At 45.7% G+C, this 22,313-nt stretch carries 27 protein-coding genes and 1 pseudogene; 14 read left to right on the plus strand and 14 right to left on the minus strand.

Features of this window, described 5'->3' with window-relative positions; genetic code table 11:
* Positions 1–7: 7 nt before the first annotated feature.
* From MTO98_RS07745 to MTO98_RS07765, 5 genes and pseudogenes are all read right to left on the minus strand, one after another.
* Entirely contained in the window at positions 8–796 is a 789-nt protein-coding gene (locus MTO98_RS07745) for an HAD-IIA family hydrolase (RefSeq protein ID WP_243486031.1), read from the minus strand.
* A 29-nt stretch (positions 797–825) separates the two neighbouring features.
* Positions 826–3,348 carry an excinuclease ABC subunit UvrA gene (uvrA, locus tag MTO98_RS07750; RefSeq protein WP_243486032.1) on the minus strand — a complete coding sequence of 841 codons (2,523 nt, stop codon included), beginning with the start codon at positions 3,346–3,348 and terminating at the stop codon, positions 826–828.
* A 157-nt stretch (positions 3,349–3,505) separates the two neighbouring features.
* A complete protein-coding gene (locus MTO98_RS07755) occupies positions 3,506–3,826 on the minus strand; it encodes a hypothetical protein (protein ID WP_243486033.1) in 321 nt (106 codons plus the stop codon).
* A gap of 5 nt (positions 3,827–3,831) precedes the next feature.
* Positions 3,832–4,566 (minus strand): acyl-CoA desaturase, encoded by a 735-nt coding sequence (locus MTO98_RS07760; RefSeq protein WP_243486034.1) that lies wholly within the window; start codon positions 4,564–4,566, stop codon positions 3,832–3,834.
* Positions 4,567–4,731: 165 nt separating this feature from the next.
* Positions 4,732–4,929: pseudogene (locus MTO98_RS07765) on the minus strand (cold-shock protein).
* Between the two features lie 130 nt (positions 4,930–5,059).
* On the opposite strand from MTO98_RS07765, the gene tal reads away from it, so the two are divergent.
* Together tal and MTO98_RS07775 are read left to right on the plus strand one after the other, a co-directional pair.
* Complete coding sequence (gene tal, locus MTO98_RS07770) at positions 5,060–6,166, plus strand: transaldolase (RefSeq protein WP_243486035.1); 1,107 nt, start codon at positions 5,060–5,062, stop codon at positions 6,164–6,166.
* Positions 6,167–6,183: 17 nt separating this feature from the next.
* Complete coding sequence (locus MTO98_RS07775; protein ID WP_243486036.1) at positions 6,184–6,957, plus strand: DNA-formamidopyrimidine glycosylase family protein; 774 nt, start codon at positions 6,184–6,186, stop codon at positions 6,955–6,957.
* A 124-nt stretch (positions 6,958–7,081) separates the two neighbouring features.
* Here the strand turns inward: MTO98_RS07775 and MTO98_RS07780 are convergent, their stop codons facing one another.
* Positions 7,082–7,441, minus strand: a complete 360-nt coding sequence (locus MTO98_RS07780; RefSeq protein ID WP_243486037.1) for a DUF4385 family protein — start codon at positions 7,439–7,441, stop codon at positions 7,082–7,084.
* A gap of 156 nt (positions 7,442–7,597) precedes the next feature.
* Here MTO98_RS07780 and MTO98_RS07785 point away from each other — a divergent pair, with 156 nt between their 5' ends.
* The 4 genes from MTO98_RS07785 (at position 7,598) to MTO98_RS07800 (ending at position 8,726) form a co-directional block, all read left to right on the plus strand.
* Complete coding sequence (locus MTO98_RS07785) at positions 7,598–7,759, plus strand: DUF3606 domain-containing protein (protein WP_243486038.1); 162 nt, start codon at positions 7,598–7,600, stop codon at positions 7,757–7,759.
* Positions 7,760–7,819: 60 nt separating this feature from the next.
* Positions 7,820–8,041 carry a hypothetical protein gene (locus MTO98_RS07790; protein WP_243486039.1) on the plus strand — a complete coding sequence of 74 codons (222 nt, stop codon included), beginning with the start codon at positions 7,820–7,822 and terminating at the stop codon, positions 8,039–8,041.
* Positions 8,042–8,123: 82 nt separating this feature from the next.
* Positions 8,124–8,312 carry a hypothetical protein gene (locus MTO98_RS07795; protein ID WP_243486040.1) on the plus strand — a complete coding sequence of 63 codons (189 nt, stop codon included), beginning with the start codon at positions 8,124–8,126 and terminating at the stop codon, positions 8,310–8,312.
* A 93-nt stretch (positions 8,313–8,405) separates the two neighbouring features.
* Positions 8,406–8,726 carry a DUF1810 family protein gene (locus tag MTO98_RS07800; protein ID WP_243486041.1) on the plus strand — a complete coding sequence of 107 codons (321 nt, stop codon included), beginning with the start codon at positions 8,406–8,408 and terminating at the stop codon, positions 8,724–8,726.
* 21 nt (positions 8,727–8,747) lie between these two features.
* Here the strand turns inward: MTO98_RS07800 and xth are convergent, their stop codons facing one another.
* From xth to MTO98_RS07830, 6 genes are all read right to left on the minus strand, one after another.
* Positions 8,748–9,521 (minus strand): exodeoxyribonuclease III, encoded by a 774-nt coding sequence (gene xth / locus MTO98_RS07805; protein WP_243486042.1) that lies wholly within the window; start codon positions 9,519–9,521, stop codon positions 8,748–8,750.
* A gap of 5 nt (positions 9,522–9,526) precedes the next feature.
* The gene (locus MTO98_RS07810) at positions 9,527–9,952 is read right to left on the minus strand and encodes a hypothetical protein (protein WP_243486043.1); all 426 of its coding nucleotides are present in this window, start codon (positions 9,950–9,952) and stop codon (positions 9,527–9,529) included.
* 1 nt (position 9,953) lies between these two features.
* Positions 9,954–10,724, minus strand: a complete 771-nt coding sequence (locus MTO98_RS07815) for a Ku protein (RefSeq protein WP_243486044.1) — start codon at positions 10,722–10,724, stop codon at positions 9,954–9,956.
* Complete coding sequence (locus MTO98_RS07820) at positions 10,721–10,993, minus strand: hypothetical protein (protein ID WP_243486045.1); 273 nt, start codon at positions 10,991–10,993, stop codon at positions 10,721–10,723. The genes MTO98_RS07815 and MTO98_RS07820 overlap by 4 nt, the downstream gene beginning before the upstream one ends.
* A 15-nt stretch (positions 10,994–11,008) precedes the next feature.
* Positions 11,009–11,275: a hypothetical protein gene (locus MTO98_RS07825; protein ID WP_243486046.1), complete on the minus strand. Its 267-nt coding sequence runs from the start codon at positions 11,273–11,275 to the stop codon at positions 11,009–11,011.
* A gap of 283 nt (positions 11,276–11,558) precedes the next feature.
* Positions 11,559–12,020, minus strand: coding sequence for a GNAT family N-acetyltransferase (locus MTO98_RS07830; RefSeq protein WP_243486047.1), 462 nt, complete (start codon positions 12,018–12,020; stop codon positions 11,559–11,561).
* Between the two features lie 304 nt (positions 12,021–12,324).
* On the opposite strand from MTO98_RS07830, the gene MTO98_RS07835 reads away from it, so the two are divergent.
* From MTO98_RS07835 to MTO98_RS07870, 8 genes are all read left to right on the plus strand, one after another.
* A complete protein-coding gene (locus tag MTO98_RS07835; RefSeq protein WP_243486048.1) occupies positions 12,325–13,110 on the plus strand; it encodes a serine aminopeptidase domain-containing protein in 786 nt (261 codons plus the stop codon).
* Positions 13,111–14,147: 1,037 nt separating this feature from the next.
* Positions 14,148–14,699, plus strand: a complete 552-nt coding sequence (locus MTO98_RS07840; protein ID WP_243486049.1) for a ferritin-like domain-containing protein — start codon at positions 14,148–14,150, stop codon at positions 14,697–14,699.
* Between the two features lie 2 nt (positions 14,700–14,701).
* Positions 14,702–16,903, plus strand: coding sequence for a catalase (locus MTO98_RS07845; protein WP_243486050.1), 2,202 nt, complete (start codon positions 14,702–14,704; stop codon positions 16,901–16,903).
* Positions 16,904–17,037: 134 nt separating this feature from the next.
* On the plus strand, positions 17,038–17,388 hold the full coding sequence (locus tag MTO98_RS07850; protein ID WP_243486051.1) for a hypothetical protein: 351 nt from the start codon (positions 17,038–17,040) through the stop codon (positions 17,386–17,388).
* 45 nt (positions 17,389–17,433) lie between these two features.
* Positions 17,434–19,140, plus strand: coding sequence for an FAD/NAD(P)-binding protein (locus MTO98_RS07855; RefSeq protein ID WP_243486052.1), 1,707 nt, complete (start codon positions 17,434–17,436; stop codon positions 19,138–19,140).
* On the plus strand, positions 19,137–19,694 hold the full coding sequence (locus MTO98_RS07860; RefSeq protein WP_243486054.1) for a DUF1543 domain-containing protein: 558 nt from the start codon (positions 19,137–19,139) through the stop codon (positions 19,692–19,694). The genes MTO98_RS07855 and MTO98_RS07860 overlap by 4 nt, the downstream gene beginning before the upstream one ends.
* A complete protein-coding gene (locus MTO98_RS07865; RefSeq protein WP_243486056.1) occupies positions 19,691–20,236 on the plus strand; it encodes a hypothetical protein in 546 nt (181 codons plus the stop codon). Before MTO98_RS07860 ends, MTO98_RS07865 begins: the two co-directional genes overlap by 4 nt.
* Before the next feature lie 214 nt (positions 20,237–20,450).
* On the plus strand, positions 20,451–20,939 hold the full coding sequence (locus MTO98_RS07870; RefSeq protein ID WP_243486057.1) for a hypothetical protein: 489 nt from the start codon (positions 20,451–20,453) through the stop codon (positions 20,937–20,939).
* Between the two features lie 115 nt (positions 20,940–21,054).
* On the opposite strand, the gene MTO98_RS07875 is transcribed toward MTO98_RS07870, so the two are convergent.
* Together MTO98_RS07875 and MTO98_RS07880 are read right to left on the minus strand one after the other, a co-directional pair.
* A complete protein-coding gene (locus MTO98_RS07875; RefSeq protein WP_243486059.1) occupies positions 21,055–21,507 on the minus strand; it encodes a cold-shock protein in 453 nt (150 codons plus the stop codon).
* 323 nt (positions 21,508–21,830) lie between these two features.
* The gene (locus MTO98_RS07880) at positions 21,831–22,304 is read right to left on the minus strand and encodes an ankyrin repeat domain-containing protein (protein ID WP_243486060.1); all 474 of its coding nucleotides are present in this window, start codon (positions 22,302–22,304) and stop codon (positions 21,831–21,833) included.
* Positions 22,305–22,313 lie beyond the last annotated feature (9 nt).

A 22,313-nucleotide genomic window follows, 5' to 3' on the forward strand; every position in this document is an offset into this window, starting at 1 on the left:
GCTACGATTACTTCCACCATTTCAAAGGAAACTCAATTTCTCCTACCGAACGAACAACCAGGTCCGGCTTATAGCCATAACGGATCAAACCATCTTCATCCGCTATCCCTGATAGCGCCAAAATAGTCCGGAAGCCCATATAGATGCCGCCAATGATATCCGTTTCCATGGTATCGCCGATGATGGTGACCTGTTCCGGCTGCAAGTCCATATAAGCTGCTGCCGAGCGCATCATCACGGGGCTGGGTTTACCAATTACGAATGGTTCCCGCCCGGTAGCTTCTTCGATCATAGCTGCCGTAGCGGCAATGCCCAGGTTATTCCAGCCCTCGCGCCGTGGCGAAGGATCGCGGTTTGTAGCAATAAAACGCGCACCGGCCAGGATCATATCGACCGCCTGGTGTACCTTATTCAGACTGAACTCGTGGCCCTCACCGAGAATGACCAGGTCCGGTTTTTTGTCGACCATACGGATGCCGGCATTTTTCAGGCTTTTCAATAAGCCGCCTTCGCCCAGCACATGAACGCTGCTATCGGGATAATGCTCGGTCAGAAAAGTAGCCGTCGCCATGGCACTGGTATAGATATGTTTTTCCGTAACCTTTATCCCCAGCTTCGCGAGTTTTTCTACGGCATCGGCGCGGCTCTTGGAACTGTTATTAGACAGAAAGGTAAAGGGTATCTTGTCTTTCAGCAGACGCTTTATAAAAACGTCGGCCCCCTTGATCAGATCCTCGCCGGCGTAGATCACGCCGTCCATATCGATCATTAAACCATGCTTTATTTTACTTCCCATATTGTAAATACAATGTCAGGCCCTGATTGTTATTTCAGATGTTTAGCCAGATAAGGTGCGGTGCGGCTGGCGGTATGCCGGGCAATTGCCGGGGGTATCCCGGTGGCGACGATCTTTCCCCCGTCTTCACCGGCTTCAGGGCCGATATCGATCACCCAGTCACTGGCCGCGATCACCTGCATATCATGCTCTACCAGAATAACCGTGTTGCCGGCATCAACCAATCGGTTCAGTTGCAGCATCAGCCGTTCGACATCCGAAGGGTGCAGCCCGGTGGTTGGTTCGTCTAGGATATATAGCGTTTGCCCGTGCTGCGCGCGCTGCAATTCGGTGGCCAGCTTGATGCGCTGCGCCTCGCCGCCGGACAGTTCGGTTGCCGGCTGCCCTAAGCGCAGGTAGCCGAGTCCTACTTCGCGCACGACTTCCAGCGCCCGGCTAATGGCGGATTCTTCATCAAAGAAATTGGCTGCCTCGTCAACGGTCAGGGCCAGCACTTCGGCAATGTGTTTGTCCTTATATTTAACTTCAAGTGTTTTGGGATCATAGCGTGTACCACCGCAGGTCGGGCAGGGCGTGTAAACGCTGGGCAGGAACAGCAGTTCGACCATTACAAAGCCTTCGCCTTCGCAGTGCGGGCAGCGGCCTTTAGCCACGTTAAAGGAGAAGCGACCGGCATCGTATTTCTTAGCTTTCGCCATCGGGGTAGCGGCGAACAGTTTCCTGACATGGTCGAATAGGCCGGTGTAAGTGGCAAGGTTGGATCGCGGCGTGCGGCCGATGGGTTTTTGGTCGACCACGACCAGCCATTTGAGGTCATCCATGCCGGAGCTGATCTTTCCCCCAAGCGTTTGGACTTCGGTTTGTTCGAGCGGGTCAGCATCGGTTTCACCGGTGATATTCACCTGTACGCCTAAATGCGCGGCGACCAGTTCCACCAGTACCTGGCTGACCAGGCTGCTTTTACCAGAACCGGATACGCCAGTCACGCTGGTCAGTACCCCCAGCGGAAATTCTGCATTTAATTGGTTGAGGTTGTTCCGGGTGACGCCTTCCAGTTTTAACCAGCCTTTGGGTTCCCGGGGATCACTAGCCGCTTTGGCTGTTTCCCCGTAAATATAGTGCCGGGTCACCGACGCTTCAACCTTTTTTAATCCTTCCGGTAAACCGCTGTATAAAATGTGCCCGCCTTTTTCGCCCGCAGCGGGGCCGACATCGATGATCCAGTCGGCATGGCGGATCACATCGATCTCATGTTCGACGACAAAGAGCGAATTACCGGAAGCCTTTAACTTATCCAGCGCGCGGAGCAAAGCTTCCGTATCGGCGGGATGCAGACCTGCTGAAGGCTCGTCCAGCACATAGACCACACCAAACAGATTGGAGCGCACCTGTGTGGCCAGTCTCAACCGCTGCAGCTCACCCGGAGATAAGGTCGGCGTACTCCGTTCGATCGTCAGGTAGCCCAAGCCAAGATCCAGCATAACCTGCAGCCGTGCCAGAAAATCTTCGGCGATACGTTTGGCGACGATCACTTTTTCCGGGTTTTTCGCCTCCAGTTTTTTCAGTGCCAGTGCATCGCCCTTGGCATATGGCCGGAAGATGGTCGACAGTTTATTGAGAGCCAGGCCGGAAAGTTCGGCGATATCATAACCGGCAAATTTGATGTTCAGTGATTCCTGCTTCAGTCTTTTGCCCTGGCAAAGCGGGCACTCGCTGCTAAGCATATATTGACTGACGCGCTTTTTCATCAGCGCGCTTTGGCTGTTGGCAAAAGTATGGCGCACATAACGGCGGGCCCCGGTAAAAGTGCCCATGTAATCCGGCTGGTGCTTGTTTTTGATGAAACGCTGGATCTCTTCATAGCTGTAGCCCGAATAGACCGGCACCACCGGTTGCTCCTCGGTGAACAGGATCCAGTCCCGGTCTTTTTGGGGGATGTCCTTCCAGGGGATATCGATATCGTAACCCAGTGTAGTAAGGATGTCGCGCTGGTTTTGTCCTTGCCAGGCGGAGGGCCAGGCGGCGATCGCCTTTTCCCGGATGGTCAGCGTGTCATCCGGCACCATGGTTTGCTCAGTGATCTCGTAAACCCTGCCGAGCCCGTGGCATTCCGGACACGCGCCTTCGGGTGTATTGGGTGAAAAGGATTCGGCATAAATAATGCCCTGTCCCTCGGGATAATCACCTGCACGGGAATAGAGCATACGCAAAAGATTGGATAAGGTAGTTACGCTGCCGACCGAGGAGCGAGTACTCGCCGAACCCCGTTGCTGCTGCAGAGCCACTGCCGGCGGCAATCCCTCGATCTCATCCACTTCGGGGATAGCCATCTGGTTGAACAGGCGGCGGGCATATGGGGACACCGATTCAAGGTAACGGCGCTGCGCCTCGGCATATAAGGTGCCAAAGGCCAGCGATGATTTGCCGGAACCGGAGATGCCGGTGAATACCACCAGCGCATCACGGGGAATTTCCAGGCTGACATTTTTTAAATTATGCTCCCTGGCACCATGGACCCGGACAAATCCGTTAAACTGATCTTTTTCACGCATGTAAAAGGAACAGGGTGACAGAATCATTGTTTCAAGCGGCCTAAACTAACCTCGCGCCGAAGGAAGCCGAAGATTGTCCATCATTGTGTTGGCCCGATATGCAGGTAAGTTATTGTGACAAGTAATGTAAAGCGATGTCCAAATTCTTAGTGCCAAATTAATTGCGCCGACGGCCGGCACTGAAAGCGACGACGTATTGCAGCTCTTGCTGACGGATCATTTTTGCATTTGGTGCGGTTTCTTTATTAATTTTTTGATGTAGTTTCAGCCTAATCAGGCCAAGCAATTCCACGAGACTATCGGGCATCGTTTTTAATGACACCGCCGGGAAGTATTGTTTTTCCAGTAATGTTTTTTCACGCGCCGAAGCCAGTGTAACTTCCCAGTTTTCATCAGTTTTGAAACCGAATTCGCGTGCGCAATTCTGTAGGTCGTAAACGTAAATGCGGGCCTGGAATTCTATCGTTTGTTCTGCCATAATTTTTAGTAAGCCTTTCGAATTTTAATAATGCGCAGCCAATGCATCATTTTCATTACCGGGTATACGGGGTCGATCTCAAACCAGCGTTTGCCAAAGTTGGCGCTATTGGGATGCTTATGGTGGTTGTTCTGAAAAAGTTCGCCCAGCATCAGGAAGTCGAAGGGTGTGGTGTTTTTAGATTTATCGTTATTATCAAAATTCTGATAGCCGTACTTGTGTCCGCACCAGTTAACGATCGCCCCATGGATCGGACCCATCATAAAATGGACAGGTAATAACAGGAACAGCCACCAGTGCGTGGCAAAAAAGATATAGAATGTAGTATAAGCTGCACCAAAAAGAACCCTGGATAAAATAGAAGAACCCATTCGGTCTATCAGCGGCCATTCCGGGTAATGCCCGGGAAACTGTGCCTCCGGATCCTTTACCCGTTTGACATAATCGCTAAATGTGCTGATGGTATGTTTCATCATCTGAAAAACATCCACGAAAAAATGCGGCGAATGCGGATCATGCTCGGTATCACTATACGCATGATGCGCGCGGTGCATGAGCGCGTAAGCGCGCGGATTTAAAAACGAGGCGCCTTCGAACAGGTAGGCCAATAAATAAAACACGCGCTCCCAGGCCTTGCTGGTGGTGAACATGCGGTGCGAGGCATAGCGGTGCTGGAAAAAGGTCTGGAAAAACAAAGAGCCGAACCAGTGAGCTATAAAGAAGATGAATATGATGAACATAAAATTTGCATTAATGGTAAAATAACAGGCATGGCTTTTCCAGTCTGTTGAAGTAAAATTGGGAAGGGAATGGGTGAGGGCAGTTGCCGGCGTTGGCGGTAGCCGGTAAAAGAAAAGCACCCGTCCTCGAACGGATGCTTTTACGATAATTTTATAGCAGGCTAATTAGATTACTTTAACATTGATCGCGTTAAGACCTTTACGGCCTTCTTCGGTATCAAATTGAACCTGATCGTTCTCATGGATCTCGTCAATTAAACCGGTTGAGTGTACAAAAAAATGTCACTCCTGTCATTAGATTGTGACATAAATCCAAAAGCCTTTCTCGGCATTAAAAAATTTTACGGTTCCTTCTTTTTGCATTATATGTTTTTAATATGTCTGCAAGGTACGATTAATACTTGATAGATTTTACTAATTGTTAAAATATATAAATTATAGGTTAAATGGAACAAGCCATGCCGTCACTTGTTACCATAGAAAAAGAAATGACATGGCTGACAATAAAGTAAAAGAAATATATGAATTTAGACAAAGCATCTGGCTGGATTTTATAGACCGCGCCATTATGCGCACGGGTAAGCTGCAGCAGATGATCGATCAGGACGGCTTACGGGGTGTAACCTCCAACCCGGCAATATTTGAAAAGGCATTCGCTTCCAGTGCCGATTACGATGAGGATATAGCTGCCCGTGCGGACAGCGAACTGAGTGATGAGCAAGTATTTTACGAATTGGCCATCAGCGATATTCAAAAGGCGGCTGATCTGTTTGACGGCGTTTACAATGACAAAGTGGTGGGTGCCGATGGATTTGTGAGCTTGGAAGTATCACCTGAACTGGCGCTGGAGACAGAGAACACGATCCGCCAGGCACTGGACCTTTGGAAAAGAGTTGACCGGAAAAATGTTATGATCAAAATCCCGGGCACCAAACCCTGTTTGCCTGCGATCCGCAAAGCTATTGCTTCGGGTCTGAACGTCAACGTAACATTGTTATTCGGATTAGAGCGCTACAAAGCCGTGACTGATGCCTATATTAGCGGACTGGAAGACAGGCTGACAAAAGGAGAAACCATTAACGGGATTGCCTCGGTCGCGAGTTTCTTTTTAAGCCGTATCGATATTCTGGTAGATCCGATGCTGGAAGAAAAGGGATTTAAAGATTTGAAGGGAGAGACAGCCATTGCCTTGGCAAAAGCAGCTTACGCTATTTATAAGCGCGTGTTTAGCGGGGAACGCTGGCAGAGATTGGCTGAACAGGGAGCTAAACCACAGCGCTTGCTTTGGGCTAGCACCGGCGTGAAGGATCCTGCGGTTAAAGACACCAAATATATTGAGGCACTGATAGGTCCGGACACCGTTGACACTGCGCCATTGGATACCATCAATGCTTTCCGCGATCATGGCATCGTAAATCCCACTCTGGAAAGCGGATTAGAAACTGCAGGCAACACGTTGCGCCAAGTAAAAAATGCAGGGATTGACCTGGAGGTCATAAGTCAGCAATTAGAGTCCGAAGGCATACAAAAATTTAAGGAGCCGTATCAAAAAATGCTGCAGGCTATTGCAACAAAAAGGAAGAAGAAACAGGAAGTATAATTTAAAAACAAGTCATTATGCCCGAAATACCTGACCTGAATATATTCTGTGATAATTTAGGCAAACGCCTGGTGGGCAAAAAGCTCACAAGCATCCGCATCCTAGTAGACCGCAGGCTTAAACTGCCGGGAACTGCGTTTATAGAGGCGCTGGAAGGAAGGGAGCTAACTGCGATCAACCGCATAGGCAAGCAGTTGTACTTCGTCTTTGGAAAAGCGCATACGTTAAGTGTTCAATTGATGCTGTACGGCTCGATGCATTGGTATGAGGGTAAGAACGAAAATAAGTTTACCCTCGCTGAGTTTGTGTTCTCCGATGAAATCGGACTGGCCATTACGGACTGGCAGAAAGCAGTGATCCTAACACTTGATCCGGAGATATCGGAGGTGCCGGACGCAATGCATTTACCTGGTGATCATCTTACCAAGGCGTTAAAGGAGATCAACAAACCAATCAAAACTGTACTACAGGAGGGGAAGTTGGTCCAGGGAATAGGCAATGCCTATGTCGACGAAATCCTTTACGAAGCCAACATCTCTCCATTTTCCATAGCCGGCAAGATCCCTGAAAAGAATATTCATATCCTGACGAAAGCCATCGGAAAAGTGCTTACCGATGCTGAAACGCATATTCGCAAGAACTTTCCGGAAACCATTACCGAAAAAGAACGCGACTTTTTAAAGGTACACCTGCCCAGACATAAGGTCACACCGAAAGGCGAAGATATCCTGGTGACGGAGATTGCCAAACGGAAAACATATTACACGGCAGGCCAGGAACTGTTTGAATAAAGATATCAACGGCGTCGTTCCCAATGCTCATCAGCCGATACGTCAGTTGTACACAGGTCAGCGCATTTTAAAGTTCATGAGTATGTACTTCCGCGGCTATATCTTCCGGGGTGTATAGTATTCTTCAAGGAGGCGTATTTTCCGTTTGCTTCTGCGGTTTTCCAAAGTCGAAAAAATACACTGTCTGCTTCCGCTTTTCGTGTTCACCCGTACCCCGCTCTAGTACAGCATAATCATGCGTCGCATCATATTTCTCACAACCTCTATAATTTGCGTAACGCCGGGCCCGGGTATAGCATATCTGCAAGTATTTCCGTGCCATATCCGCGCCTACAAAATTACCATTGTCAAGATATTGCTCAAATAGATCAAAAATAAGTTGACTGCTTTTTTCGGCTATAGTCTTTGTGCGGAACCCGCCAATGGTGTCCGACATCACTTTGTATGGTTCACAGATCAAAACACCCTGTTCTCCTTTGCCCACCTGATATGGTTCAGGATGCTTCTGGTCATCAACGCCGGCCTTCCATGGATTATTTGTACCATCAAAATCAACAGCTAAATCAAGGCCCTGTTTCGGTTTAGCAAACTTGTTGGAATAAAATTTGTTAAGTTTTAAGAAAACATAAAAGCATTACCTATGAGCACACGAGGAAGTAAAGTGGAAAGAAATTCGGTATCGGATCAGCCACACGAAATCAAGTATGAAGCAAATAAAGAAGGGACAAGCCGGCAGACAATAAAGGATGCTAAAAAATCTGCTGGTAATCAGCGGGGTGCTATCGAAAAGAAAATTATATAACTTACGTTTTAAACTAACGCAAAGCCCCGTTCTAAGCGGCTTTGCCGCCTATACAAAAAAATGAGTAGTGCATTTGTGAAAGAGGGTGACTCCGAACAGTTAAAGGACATCGCGCCGAACATGGCCTCATTGTTGATATTTTTAAAGCGCGAATACGGCGGGCCAATGCATGAGTTACGTGCCCATGTTCATGAAAAATTCCGGAAGGAAGTACACGAAATGAGCGATGGTTTGGGCTATATGATCAATGACGACAACCAATGGCAAATTGTTTTTGACTAGTAATATGCAAAATGACGTGTTTTAAGCGATCTCAGCTAACACAAATTTAGTCAATCACTTGTTGATGGTGAAAAGGAGTATTATGCCATGGTATAACGGGGATTATCCGCCATCTTATAAGAACCAGCCTAAGAAGATCAGGGAAAAGGCTACAGAAATTGCCAATGAGGTGTTGAAAACAACGGGAAACGAAGGCGAAGCCATCGCCACGGGGCTTAAGCAGGCCCGGAAACATTTTGCAAACGAAAAGAAAGCAAAATCCGATGATTAAGGTGACCGGTCTTGAAAAGTTTCTGGAAGCGCAGGAACGGGATTACCATATGCTTTTGCCGAAATTAAAACAGGGCGTAAACGCAGCCATTGGATGTGGTATATCTTTCCGCAGATCGAACGGCTCGGGGGTAGTAGTATGTCCCGGCGTTTCGCGATTGGGGATTTGAATGAAGCTACGGCTTACCTGGCACACCCTGTACTTGGACGCAGGTTGATCGACATCAGCAATGCACTATTGGATTTACCCGGTTATAACGCGACTGAGGTCATGGGAAGCCCTGATGACGTGAAACTTAGATCTTCCATGACCTTGTTTGCCCTTGTTCCCGGCACAAACCAGGTATTTGAAGCAGTGCTCCAAAAATACTTTCATGGCGAAAAGGATAAGGCGACTTTAGAATTGGTAAAATAGTAGTTAGCCAAAGAGAATTGATCAGTCCTCAAGTGTTACCCACACAGGTGCGTGATCACTGCTGTGCTCCAATCCGCGTATATGCCGATCGATTCCCGCTGATGATACCCTGGCAAGCACTTGCTCATTCATTAGAAAATGATCCAGGCGAAGCCCTGCATCCCGATTATAGGCGTTACGAAGATAATCCCAAAAAGTGTAAACCCGATCATCCGGATATAGTTTGCGGATAACGTCCGTCCAGCCTTGTTTTAACAGCGTCTCGAATAGCTTACGTACTTCAGGCCTGAACAAGGCATTGTTCCTGTACTTTTCCGGCTTATAAGTATCCAAGTCTGTTGGTATGATATTAAAATCCCCAATCAGGGCAACAGGCAATCCAAAACTTAGCAGTTTTTTAGTATGAACTATCAGTCGATTGATCCACTTTAGTTTATAATCAAATTTGGGCCCTGGATAGGGGTTGCCGTTAGGAAGGTACAGGCAACCAATAACAACGCCGTTGATAAAAGCTTCGATGTACCTGCTATGTGTATCTTCAGTGTCGTTGTCCAGCCCCCGCCTTGTTTCTTTGATTTCGCCGTATTTCGAAAGGATAGCCACCCCGTTCCAGTTTTGCTGACCCAGCCAGATCGCATGGTAGCCAGCCTCAAGCAGGGCTTGCCTTGGAAACCGGTCGCCCGGAGTTTTCAGCTCCTGCAGGCAGACTACGTCAGGTCTTGCTTCCGCAAGCCAATACAACAGGTTCGGTAGTCGCCCATTGATACCGTTGATATTATAAGTTGCGATCTTCAAAGACCTTAACTTAAACTTCCGGGATTTAAAGGCAGATCTTCAGGCGGATTAGCGCTTTCGGGAAATTCATCATGGAGAATATGATTTTTCTGCTCCTGGTCCGGAGACCGGTAATTCGTAATAAATTCCACTAATGCAACCTGCTCATGATGCGAAAGCAGGCTGCCTTCATATTTCCATGCAGTGGCTGATAGCTGGATCTTTCCTAAATAATCAGGATTCCGGTCATCCGGAAGATCATCAGCCTGACCCTCGTTTTCTGCCGGTTCCGTAAACAGATGCGTTTCATCAGCAAAAGCGTCTTTATAAATTTTGAAAAGCCCGGTAGGATGAAGCTTTCCCTTAGCGTCTTTGTGCAATGCCGGTTCGATGATCACATAACGGTCACTGCCGTCAGCGAGGGGAATATGAGTTTGGACTGGGTTGATCATATTAAGCTTGTTTTTTACTTTGCAGACTGTTCATCAGTTGTTCGTAAAGGTCATCATTTTTAGAAGCTTTCGGTTTCAACTTTTTGATGGTTGGTCGTTTGCCTTTTGCTTTGGCTTCAATGATCTTTAATAATTCCGTATGATACTCATCTTTATATTTGGAAAGGTCCAGCTTTTCGGCATATTGGTTGATCAGCGCCAGTCCCATGTCTAGTTCTTTTTTTGTCACTTCGATCTTATCATCAAGATTCAGTTCGCTTTGGTCTCGGATCTGCTGCTGGAAACGGATTCGGGTAACGACAATATCTTTTTCAACAGGGTGAACGATGCAAAGGCTTTCGGTGCTTCGCAGCACGAATCGCGCTAAACCCGCCTTTTTAGATTTTTTAAGCGCTTCCAGCAGCAACGCGTATGCCTTGTTTTTTTTTGTGGCAGGCTCTGTATAATAGGAGGATTCGTAATACATCGGGTTAACCGAATCAATATCAACGAAACTTTCGATCTCGATCACTTTGCTTTTCTCTGGGGCTGCCGCCTGGAAGTCGGCATCTTCAACGATCACATAATCATCATCATATTTATAACCTTTCACAATCTTATCATAGGGGACTTCTTTTTTGGTATGTTCGTTTACCCGCATAAATTTGATGTTCGCATGGTCCCGGCTGTCCAGCATATCCAGGTCTAAAGAAGAAGTTTGCACGGCCGAAAATAGTTTAATGGGAATGCTCACCAGCCCGAAGCCAATCGAGCCTGTCCAGATTGATCTCATAACTTTATTTTTTTAATGTTATCGTTAACGCCGTAAGGATGGTGAGATTCTATCTGCTCCGCCAACAAGTGGAGAAAAGCTTCCTCTATGCGGCTGGGGTTTTGACAGATGTGCAGGAACTGGTGATCGTCAGGTTCGAAACTGGCTACAAATTTCCCTTCCTCAAAAACTTTAAACTTGCAGTTTTCGCCGTCATGATGGAGGTATTCACCAACCTCGAACTGCCTTACTTCTTTGTTTTTACGGATAGTTATCAAATAATTTTCCATTGTCCTTCTCTGATATTAAGCGGCAGGTTTTAGCCGATGAATAGCAGTAACCTGATCCAAAAGCATGTAGGCACTGGTATGCTCAATCCTTTTCAAAACGTCGCGGATAACAGGGTCGATGATATCGCCTGACCCGGCATACGTCCAGCTATGACTGTTCTCCCTTCGGGCCAATACGACTTCGGAACCTTCTCTGATCAGAAAGTATAACTCTTCTTTGTCGGCAAGTGCGGTTATCTCGAACTCATGCCTTTTATTTTTATAAACGGTTTGTAATAACATGATGATAATAATTATGGTGTATTAATATGGTGCATTAAAAGGATACTAATAATGTGCCATAGCCTCCGGCTTACGTGTAAGAAGTTATTAATAAAAGATTTATGGTATCATTAGTGGTCAGGTCGCCCACATTTGACTACACAGTACATCGGTAAATAAAAAATTGAGTTAGCAATTGATGAAAACTGTTTTAGTAGTGGTCATGAACCGCAATTGTAACCAGCCTATACAAGCATCAGTAATTATTATTGACTATGAAGGCGATGGCCGTCAGGAAAGCAAGCTATTGAAAACCGGTTCGGGTAAGCACCTTTATCGCAGCAATATTTCGACGGTTGACCACAGCACCTAACTCAATGATCTCACGGTTCCCAAGCTTTCCGATCAGATCAGGCAATATGCTGGACATGATCTTTTTACCTCTTTCTGTTCCTGAAAGATAAAACTCAATGAAATATGGATAATTGTCCAGCCGATAATTATCCATAGCCACTTCCGGCGATAAAATATCTATTATTCCAAGTAGCTTACCGGATATTCTATCAGTTATAAAATGGATAAAGTTACGGCCGCAGTGAAAATTTAGAATAGCTGCCTTAAGCCACGTTTCAGCATCAGCCAGCGCGTTTATCCTTTTTTCCGGGATATAATACAGGGTATCATCATCTGATAGCAGCTGATAAATTTCCTTAACCAGCTTATCATACGTTTCATGTCTTCCGATCCGAACGGATGGATAAGGCAATTTTTGTTTTCAAGGCAAACAGGTTGAAGCATGGGTGCAAAATAAACAGGGCAAATATACTGAGCAAGTTATTTTACTCACATTCGATATTTTGTATCGGTCATATAAATTGAAAATCATTCTCCGCAAAAATGCGGAGAATAATGCCGTTTTTCACCGCAGGGCATAGAAAGGGCGTCTCATCGTTAAATTGTTCTTCTGCGGATGTTCAGGCTTTTAGCTCTAATTTACAGTTCGCTTTTTCTATTAATTTGCATAACTTTATAAAACACGCTAACTTATCGCAGCCTGATTTGCCACAGCTATGAAAACGACGACATTTCTTTTTTTGCTCTCCCTAAGCTGTCATTTTACTCAGGCGCAAGATTTCGATCGATATAAAAAAGCCACCTTTATCAAAGGTGCTGATACCTTACGTTACCGAATCCTGTATCCTGAAAATTATGATCCTGCAAGATCATATCCTTTGGTGATGTTCCTGCATGGCGCAGGGGAAAGGGGGCGGGATAACGGGCAGCAACTGAATAACCTCAGTGCTTTGTTTTTGAAGGATTCGACACAAAAAAAATATCCGGCCATTGTGGTTTTTCCGCAATGTCCTCCGGATAGTTTGTGGAATAGGTTTCCCGCTCCAAGGCCTGACACAACGACCGCTTATAACCGGGGTATGAATAAACTGGGGCTTTCTACGCCCGAACGTTTGGTAAAACTGCTAATGGATAGCCTGGTCAAAGCTAAAATCGCTGATAAAAGAAGGATTTATATCGGTGGCTTGTCTATGGGAGGCTTCGGAACCTATGATCTTATTGTCCATTACCCAACATACTTTGCTGCTGCAATTTCAATTTGCGGGCAAACCAATGTCCAATTATACCCCGAAAAAGCTGCTGGTGTACCATTGTGGATCTTTCATGGTGGAGATGATAATGTGATCGATCCGGGCCCGAACCGTCAGTTGGTCAAAGCCCTAAAAGCCACAGGTGCAAAAAATGTCAGATACACTGAATATCCGGGAGTCATGCATAACAGCTGGAATAATGCTTTTGAGGAACCGGGTTTGCTGCCTTGGTTATTTTCCTTTAAAAAATGAAGCGGCTATAGGTTTATCTGTGATCGGTCAGCTAAACTGTCCGCGGCTTGAATTGGTCTGATCGAAGGGAATAATAAAAGTTGTCACTTTTGATCAGGTGCCAGCCGTTTGAGATGTCCAGCGTCCAGCCGTCGCCTGAATTTCGGTTAAAAATTTTGTTTCTAATTTGGTATTAATATCTCATAACTTAACTGAAATCAGCTATACATCACTTTTTGGATGCATAAGTTAGTTCCCTAGATATCCCATTCATACAACTCTACCTACTGGATATCCAGAGGCCCCAGTTCCAAACTGCTATGTTCAATTTCCTGAACAGCTGTCGCGCCACTGATCAATTTATAACACGGTTGCGTTTGCCATTGCCATCGAAGCATACTTAAGGATTTCGTTAACAAGTAATTGTGACGTTGAAGTTTTATGACAACTGGTCTAATATTTCGTTGTAAGTCAAAACCACAAAATTACTATTGCTATTGGATATCCCTTTAATGGTAAATTGAGCCTGAGTCGCAAATAGCTGTGCGGTCTTATTAGTGACGCGGTGCCCTTCTAAATAATTAACAAAATTTTCAAATTCTTTCTGTAGAAGGGGAACGACATAAATTTTCATTTTAGCTCCCGATAGGTAATGATTGCCGGAAGTTTCGCTTTTTTTATTACCGCCTCGTCAAATGTCATTGAACAACTAAGTTAAATTTTTGAATTCGCCTCTTACAATGGCTTCTTCGAATAAAAAGCTAAAACACGTCAGGGGAATGCAAATCGCAAGGCACGTTTATTTTGCCAATAATGATCAGCCGATATCGTATACTTCTCGTTCACATTCAACTTTCATTCTAATTGTGTTTGATGGATCTTAAAAGGATAGTCGATTCGTGCACATGCGTAACACGCTTGTTTAGGTCGCTCTCTTTTTCTCTTTATTCAATATTGTGAAGTAATTTAAAAATTAAACTAAAAATTAAAACAAGTCGAGGTTTTATAACTTATTAATTTGATTGATTCTATCATCAATACACAATCATTTACCTGTTATGAAGAACGAAACCAATACTGAACCCGGGTTTAGTACAAAAACTTCTGCCAAGGAGGAACCAGCTTTACTGGAACTTTTTAAAGATGGCATTATGGACATTTACTGGGCCGAAAACCACCTGGTCAAAAACCTGCCGAAAATGATTCGGGCCGCTACTTCGGCCGAACTTGTCAAAACCATTGAGGATCATCTCGAACAAACCAAAGGTCATGTAAGCCGCCTGGAACAGGTATTTGGATTACTGGATGAAAAACCACTGGCAAAAAAATGCGATGCGATGGAAGGTCTGACCAAAGAAGGTGAAGGTATTATAGAAAGCACGGAGTCTGGGACCTCTACCCGTGATGTAGGTATTATCCTGGCCTCACAAAAAGTCGAACATTACGAGATTGCCACCTACGGCGGATTAACACAACTGGCCCAAACGCTCGGACTGGATGATGTAGCGCAACTGCTGTATCAAACACTTGCAGAAGAAAAAGCAGCCGATCAGTTGTTAACTGTTGTGGCGGAAAATAATATTAATTACAAAGCATCTGAAGAAGCGTAACCATGGCAAGCAAAAAAATTACTGAAAAAGGAAAAGACGCTACAGGCGATACCAAGAATTTAGATAAGGGTGTTCAGGGCGATAATGCCAAAACAGAGAACCTGGCGCCGCATACCGCTGATTCGACCGGTGAGTTCTTGACCACCAATACCGGGCTGAAGATCAACGACGATCAGAATTCCCTGAAAGCAGGTGATCGGGGAGCTACCCTGTTGGAAGATTTTATTCTCCGTGAAAAGATCACGCATTTTGACCACGAGCGGATTCCCGAGCGGGTAGTGCATGCCCGCGGATCCGGTGCTCATGGCGTATTCAAGTTATATGATTCTTTAGCGCCCGTTACCAAAGCGCTATTCCTGAATGATACTAAAACGGAAACGCCGGTTTTCGTGCGTTTCTCGACAGTCGCCGGATCAAAAGGATCGACAGACCTGGCCCGTGATGTGCGAGGTTTCGCTGTGCGCTTTTACACGCAGGAAGGGAATTTCGACTTGGTTGGCAACAATATGCCGGTATTTTTTATACAGGATGCTATTAAGTTCCCTGATTTGATCCATGCTGTCAAGCCCGAGCCGGATAACGAGATCCCGCAGGCTGCTTCAGCCCATGATACTTTCTGGGATTTTATCTCGCTGACACCGGAATCTTCACACATGATCATGTGGGCCATGAGCGACAGGGCCATTCCGCGCAGCTTGCGCATGATGGAAGGCTTCGGCGTCCATACTTTCCGCTTCGTCAACGCTGAAGGTGTGGCCAGTTTTGTTAAATTTCACTGGAAGCCCTTATTAGGCGTACATTCCGTGGCCTGGGATGAGGCGCAGAATATCTCCGGTAAAGATCCCGACTTTCACCGCCGCGATCTTTGGGATGCCATCGACAGCGGTGCTTTCCCTGAATGGGAATTGGGCGTTCAGATCGTTCCGGAAAAAGATGAGTTTAAATTTGAATTTGACCTGCTGGACCCGACCAAACTCATTCCAGAGGAACTGGTGCCTGTACAACGAATAGGTAAAATGACCCTGAACCGCAACCCGGATAACTTCTTTGCGGAAACCGAGCAGATAGCTTTTCACTTAGGCCATGTGGTACCGGGCATCGACTTTAGCAACGACCCGCTGCTCCAGGGCAGGTTATTCTCTTACACCGACACACAGCTACTGCGCCTGGGCGGTCCCAATTTCCAGGAAATCCCAATCAACCGGCCGCTTGTACCTGTGCACAATAACCAGCGCGATGGCCACATGCGCCAAACGATCAACAAAGGGAAAACGAGTTATTCGCCTAATTTCATTGGCGGCAATGATCCGCGGCAGGCCAAAGAAGCAGAAGGCGGGTTTGTTACTTACCCGGAAAGGATCTCGGCCAGTAAAGTAAGGGCCAGGAGCAAAAGTTTTTTTGACCATTTTAGCCAGGCCAGATTGTTCTTTAACAGCCAGTCTGATCCGGAAAAAAATCACATTACCGATGCATTAAGTTTTGAATTGGGGAAAGTGAAAACAGTTGCCATCCGCGAAAGGATGCTTGCTGTTTTGGCTCAGATTGATAAGGGGCTGGCGGCAGAAGTAGCGTATTCGCTCGGCCTCCATATCCCTGAAAATATCGGCGAACAACTTAACCAAAACATCCCGGCCGATGGTGATCCTGCCGATTACGCTTCGTTACAGGTAGAAGGTTCGTTATCCAAATCCGACGCCTTAAGTATGGCCAACACCATTAAAAACAGTATCAAAACCCGTAAAGTGGCCATATTGGCCGCCGACGGTGTTGACGGCAAGACCTTGAATACCCTGAAATCTGCTATTGAGGCTGAAGGTGGAATAGTGGAAGTGATTGCCCCAAGATTAGGTTTCCTCACTTCGGTGAACGATGAAAAGATCCATGTGGACGAAAGTTTACTGGGTGCGGCTTCTGTACTGTTTGATGCGGTGTATGTTCCGGGTGGTACCAATAGCGTAGCCACTTTAGCTGCGGATGCTGACGCCGTGCATTTTTTGAATGAAGCCTTTAAGCATTGTAAAGCAATCGCAGCAGATGGGGATGCCATTCAGGTTTTGGAAGCAACGTATTTCAGTAAAAAAATAGAAAACGATGAGGGGGTGATTGTACGCAAGAATATCAGAGATTTATCTGCCCAATTTATAGCAGCGATCAAACAACATCGTTTTTGGGAGAGGGAAAAGCCGAGAAAGATTCCTGCATAACCAGGTAATGAAATTTAAGATTATGCCTCCTGCGATTGCAGGAGGCTTTTTTGGCAAATTTTTGCACGCACGAAGTTTTGTTTAACAGGCAAACTAAAGAAAAGCATTTGTAGAAAATCTATAATATTATAGGCATGAAACCCTTATTTTTTCAACTCGAACAAGGTTATCCCTTGATGGTTATCCCGGATACCGCTGCCCATTTGGATGGCCACACCATCATTACCCATACCTACAGTATTTTTCTGGATATAGGTGCAGGCAATCCGCTGTTAAGCAGAAGCAAGGAAAGCACCCTGCACCTGGAACGAATTAAGGATCCCGAGTATTTCGGTTATATCACCTTTGAATTGCCCGGCAAGCTTTTTACATATACAGCAGATGGCCAGCGGGAATTAAATAATGATGAAGTTCATGAGCTTATTGAACACCTGAGTAATATCCGCGATAATCCTGCACTTTGGAACCAAATGAAAGATAATTAGCCGCGAGTTTAACTAACCTTATCTATTTCCATAAACCTGAGTAAATTGGAAAATAAAAAACACATCGCCATACTGGGCGGAGGCCCGAGCGGCTTGTTCATGTTCAAACGCCTGGTAAATACCGGGAATACGGATCTCAGTATCACCATCTTCGAGCGGAAAAATAAATTAGGGGCCGGAATGCCATATAGTTCTGAAGGGGCTAATGATGAGCACATTACCAATGTATCAGGTAACGAGATCCCGGTTTTAGTTACTTCTTTGAATGATTGGGTTAAAACCGTCTCCAAAGACACGCTCGATAAATACCACATAGATGCCTCGCGCTTTAACGAGTACAAGGTGCTGCCACGCTTATTGTTCGGCCAATACCTTACCGCGCAATTTGACCTGCTGCAAAAACAAGCCCGGGAAATGGGTATTGCTTATACGGTCTGTTATAACACAACCGTAACCGACATTATTGATCAGCCTGAAAAAGGCCTGGTGATTGTAGAAACCAGCGACGGTGAACAAACCGAATTTGATCATGTGATCATTTGTACCGGACATAACTGGCCGCGAAAGCATGAGGGTAGGGTAGCTAACTACTTCGAATCTCCATATCCTCCTGTCAAGCTGGCCCTGGAACTAAACCACCCGGTTGCCATTAAAGGTTCATCACTCACCGCGGTTGACGCTATCCGGACGCTGGCCCGGCATAACGGAACCTTTGATAAGGATGAGGCCGGCAGGTTGTTCTATACACCTTACTCCGGACGTCCTGACTTTAAAATGGTGATGCATACCCGGAATGGCATGCTGCCCGCGGTTCGGTTCCACCTGGAAGATTCCCATTTATCAAACGATAGCCTGTTGAGTAAAGAGCAGATCAAAGCCCACATCAAAGCCAACAATGGTTTTTTGTCGCTGGATTATATTTTTGAACGGGATTTTAAATTGCCAATACAGGCTAAAGAACCGGAATTTTACGAAAAGATCAAAGACATGCGGCTGGAAGAATTTGTGGATGCGATGATGGCTTTGCGCGAAGAACTTGATCCTTTTCAATTGTTAAAGGCAGAATATGCCGAAGCAGAACAGTCCATTAAACGGAAAAAATCTGTTTACTGGAAGGAAATGCTCGGTGTATTAAGTTTTGCTTTAAACTATCCTGCCAAACATTTATCTGCTGAAGACATGCAGCGTTTGCAGCAATCCCTTACGCCGCTGATCTCTATCGTAATTGCTTATATTCCGCAGAGTTCCAGCGAAGAATTATTGGCCTTGCACCAGGCGGGTGTACTGGAACTGGTCCCTGTTGGCGACGAAAGCAGGGTGGAACCACATGAAGATGGCGGCGCTGTATATCATTATACAGATGAAACCGAGAACGCGCAAAGCGTACATTACCAAACCTATGTTGATTGTGTTGGTCAACCTCATTTAGCCTTTGAAGAACTTCCTTTCCAAAGCCTGATCGATGGGCGTACTGTCACACCGGCCAAACTCAAATTCAGCTCTGCAGACGAAGGGCTCAAGGCTATGAATGGCGGTAAGCCGGTATCAAGGGACGAACATGGCGATTATTACCTGAAGGTTTCCGGCATCACCATTAATGACCATTTTCAGGTGGTGGATGCCTACGGTGCTTATAATGAACGTATCTATATGATGGCAGTTCCGTATATCGGTGGTTATAACCCCGATTATTCCGGCCTCGATTTTAGTGAGGAGGCATCTGGTATCATTATTGAAAGATTAATGGCATGAAGTTATACCTGTTATTATTAGGTGCCGAAGCCCCCGGCAGGGTAGTTGAACAACATGATTATTTCTTTGGCATCGCTGAAAACTTGTCCGACTTAGTTCCCGAAGTAAAGTCATTCTGGCCGGAAGCGGGTGGCAGCCTGCACATTGACGGCTGGCGGGAGGTGACTAAAGCAGGTGATTTTGCGGTGCGGGTTGTACCCCTGTATGATGAAAGTCCTGTCTCAGACAATAAACTCTTCTTTTTAAACCTGGGCGGCTACACCGGCGGGAAACTGGAAGAACAGCACTATACGGTGCTTACGGTGCAAAACAGTCGTCAAGCCGCTATCCAATCCGCAAAGAAAAGCCTTTTCTTTAAAACCAATTCGCTAAAGGGGATCGCTACTGCGCACATCGATGAGAAATACGGCGTTGACGTAGATAGTGTGCACCACATTGAAGATCTGCTTTCCCCGGCCCTGAAGGCGCAATACCGTATTGTGTTCAGTAGCGGAAAGGATATGCCGGAGGACGAGATCCACTTAGGTTATTTTAAACTGGATAAGCTTAAATGAACCGCGCCGGCAAACTACTTCACTGGATAGGGCAGCGGCACGAAGATCAACTGATCAGGCGTACGGCCGAGCCCTACATCAACCATCTGGTTGCGGTTGCCGAATTGGCATCGGTCAGTCCTTTGGGTTACGAGACCGGCTTATGCCATGATCTTTTTGAGGAGACCGAAACAACGAAAAACGAACTACATTCAGCACTGACCGGATTTGGTTATAAAGATCAGGAAGCGAACCTGATCGTTGATTGCTGCATCGAACTGACCGATGTATTCACCAAGAAAAACTATCCTGATTTAAAGAAAAAAAAACGGAAAAAGAAAGAAGCGGAGCGATTGGCCACGATCAGTCCTGTTTCGCAAACTGTAAAATATGGCGATGTGATCTATAATGTCGGTTGGGTTTTAAAATACGATCTCAAACACGCCAGAAAATACCTGCGAAAAAAACAATTGCTATTAGCATCCATGAAAAACGGCCAGCAGGATCTGCATCAGCAGGCTGTCCAGACGGTCGGTGACGCGCTTTGTTACGTGAAGCGTTAATGTAATAATATTTGCTGTGAACAGGAATAGATGGCCTTAAGGTAACATCAGGAAAATAGAACGTTGATCATTAAATTATGGATATTTGGCAGCTCTGCCGGATGTTTGACGGATTGCGAGTATCGGATTTAATCTTCATGCTGAAACAAAGTACGCTTGTACGAGTTTTCCCAATGGCCATCTTTGATAAAAGCCTTAAACTGAAAGCAAAATAATGTGCAAACCTGAAAAAATACTGTTGAGTGGGTTTATGGGTACGAACTTCATGACCGCTTCCAGCTACCTGATGTCGGTGCTTGCTGCTGAAAACTTCCGGGAACCCGAGCACCTGGCAACCATGATTGGAAGGCTTGCACCCGGTTTGTCAAAACATGCTAAGGTTATCGCTGGTTGGGCGGCCCATTATGGTATGGGCATAATTTTCGCTGCTGTATATGTGGAGCTTTGGGAAAGCGGCAAGATCAAACATACCATCGGGAACGGGATAATGCTGGGTGCCGTCAGCGGCTTTTTCGGCTTCCTGATCTGGAAGATGACGTTTAAAGTTCATCCCCTGCCGCCCCGGGTCGACTTCGGAAAATATTACCTGCAGCGCATCCCAGCACATATCGTATTTGCTGTTTTTGCTACGATTACTTACCGTTTGATCCGCGCGCATGAAGATTCGCTAATACAGGAAAGTCCATACGGCAAATCGTTATAATACTTTTCCAATCAAACTATTCGTGAATCCGGTACCCGCAGTTTGGAACTTTGAAATAACTCAAGCAGGTCTCGTCGATATAAGCTACAAGCGATTAATAGGGTGGGTAATCTATTTATAGCTTTTTAACATTAATCGCATTTAGTCCTTTAGCTCCCTGCTCGGTTTCGAAAGTCACTTTATCGTTCTCCTGAATGGCTTGTGTCAGACCATTGGCATGTACGAAAATACTTTCCTGGCTGGCAAAATCTTTGATAAATCCATAACCTTTCGATTCGTTGTAAAAAGTAACGATGCCGTTTCGCAGAGAATCAGCAAATGCCGGGCTTTCCTTCTTAGGAATGCCAATCTGGATATTTTCGGCATTCATTATTTTCCTTTTATTCGGATCAGGAGGGCTCGAAGAAATGTCGCCGTTCTCATCAATATAAGCCATCATGTCTTCAAGGCTTTTTCCTTTGTTTGAATTTGCCTTTCTGTCTTCTGCTTTGTCTTTTTTATCGAGTTGTTTCTTGAATTTTTTCTTTTCTCGTTCCTTTTTACTGAATGTTTCTATTGGTTTGCCCATGAACGTTAATATACGAGAAAAAACGGATAAAAATAGCCATTTTGAAATTTCATTTTTAGAAGATGATTATATCCGCGGCTTGCAACATAAAAATCGAGAGCTTCGTAAAACAGCGTAAGTAACTAAGCATATGACTAAACAGAGCACGGCGATATTATGGCAGGTAATAATAGCTGTTGCCATAATTGTGCTGTTAATAGTATTGGGATTTTATCGCAAAGCTTAACCAGCTGATCTTTTGGAATTGTTGTTCGAAATAAGGTTGGGTACAGATCGTGCTTTTATGCATAATTGTTTTCTTTAAATACAGCAGTCTTTGAAAATTAATCGGCAAGCAAGCCGATAGCTTCTTCATTCCCCTGTTGTATGGCGAGATCAAGTACCGTTAAACCTCTCGAATCCAGGATGCTTTTATCCGCCCCTTTATCTAAAAGTAATTTGACCATTGCATTGCGACCAAACATGGTTGCAAACATCAACGCGGAGCCACCGTTCCCGTGCTGAAGGTCTATATCGGCACCATGATTCAATAACAGTTCCGCAATATCAGTGTGTCCTTTAAAAGCCGCGCCCATCAGCGCCGTATTACCCCCAAAATCAGCGGCATTCACGTCGGCACCAAGATCCAATAAAAGTTTGGCTGCTTCGGGCTGGTGGTTGTAACAGGCAATAACTAAGGGTGTATATCCTTTCACGTCTTTGCTGTTCACGTCTGCGCCTTGTTTAATGGCTTCCTGTAAAACTTCGATATTGCCCTGGCGGGCAGCTACGGTCAGCACCTGGTTCAGTTGCGTCATTATCTAATT

Origin of the sequence: Mucilaginibacter sp. SMC90 (assembly GCF_022811725.1) — a bacterium.
GTDB lineage: Bacteria > Bacteroidota > Bacteroidia > Sphingobacteriales > Sphingobacteriaceae > Mucilaginibacter.